Source organism: Thalassotalea sp. ND16A (assembly GCF_000764205.1).
Taxonomy (GTDB): Bacteria; Pseudomonadota; Gammaproteobacteria; order Enterobacterales; family Alteromonadaceae; genus Thalassotalea_A.
Map to the genome: position 1 here is coordinate 1 of NZ_JQDZ01000014.1, position 1295 is coordinate 1295.

A 1295-nucleotide genomic window follows, 5' to 3' on the forward strand; every position below is an offset into this window, starting at 1 on the left:
AACCTGAAGTATCCCCACAAATATTTGAGTAAGTGTTTGAAATCTGGTTAAATTAATTTCACCACAAAACAGAAATAACCAAACTTCAAACACTATGCGACCATTTTCAAACTTTTTTACCCAAGAATCAATCAAAATCGATCCTAGAATTACTCGTGCTCTTTTCACTTCTGTTGAAAGTGTTATTCATGGAGCTGCTCTAAGCCTGACAAGTATTGGCCGAACAAATGGTAGCTATAACAATAAGATAGAGAAGCATAGTATAAAACGAGTTGATAGGTTGTTGGGAAACAAGACTCTGCATGCTAGCCGTAATGAGTTTTATCAAATTATCATTAATCAATTTGTTACGACAAATAACCCGATTATCGTAGTTGATTGGTCATCCGTTTATGATTCTAACTTTGTGATGATAAGAGCATCCATTCCCGTTAGTGGGCGCGCCATTACGATTTATGAAGAAATTTATCCTGAAAGTGAATTAACTAGCCAAAAGGCTCATAAAAGATTTTTAGCTAACTTAGCAAAGTTACTCCCTATAAATTGTCGACCAATTATCTGTACCGATGCAGGCTTTCGTATTACCTGGCTAAAAATAGTTGATGAATATAATTGGTATTGGGTTGGCCGCGTACGAGGTCTTATTCATTGCCAGTTAGAAGGTGAAGATATGTGGCGCCATGTAGATACGCTGCATAGTAGAGCGTCTTCTCAAGCCTCAGAGTTGCCAACTTGTATGCTATCAAAAACTCATAAGTACACGTGCCGTGCCATAGTATTTAAAAAGAAAAGTAAGGGAAGAAAAAACCTAAATAATAAAGGTATTGTCACGAAAGATAATATTAACCGAAAGCAGGCAAAGTCAGCAAAAGACCCATGGTTCTTGATCAGCAACTTACCAAAAGAAAAGTTTCCAGCGCACAAGTTAGTTTCTATCTATCAAAGGCGAATGAGTATTGAAGAAACATTCCGAGATAATAAAAATGAGTACTATGGCCTTGGTTTATCAAGAAGCAGAAGTACCAGAATAGCAAGGCTTGAAAGCATATTACTGATAGCAATGCTTGCTCAGTTCGCTTTGTATGTTATTGGTAAAGCCGCTGAAATAAACGGTTATCATCGCCAATTTCAAGCCAACACCTTACAAAGGAGAGTTTTATCATATGGCTATTTAGCCTTGAGATTATTGCAGCACCAAGGAAGGCAATATCGACTAACTAAGAGCGAGCTTAGGCTCGCTCTGATTGAATTAGTGAATGAAACATGAGATTAAAGTTGTGGGGATCCTTCCGGTT

The 1295-nt window shown here is 37.5% G+C and carries 1 protein-coding gene; it reads left to right on the forward strand.

Going from position 1 to position 1295, the window contains the following annotated elements; all coding sequences use genetic code 11:
• Positions 1-94: 94 nt before the first annotated feature.
• On the forward strand, positions 95-1267 hold the full coding sequence (locus ND16A_RS15765) for an IS4 family transposase (RefSeq protein WP_052072850.1): 1173 nt from the start codon (positions 95-97) through the stop codon (positions 1265-1267).
• Positions 1268-1295: the final 28 nt, after the last annotated feature.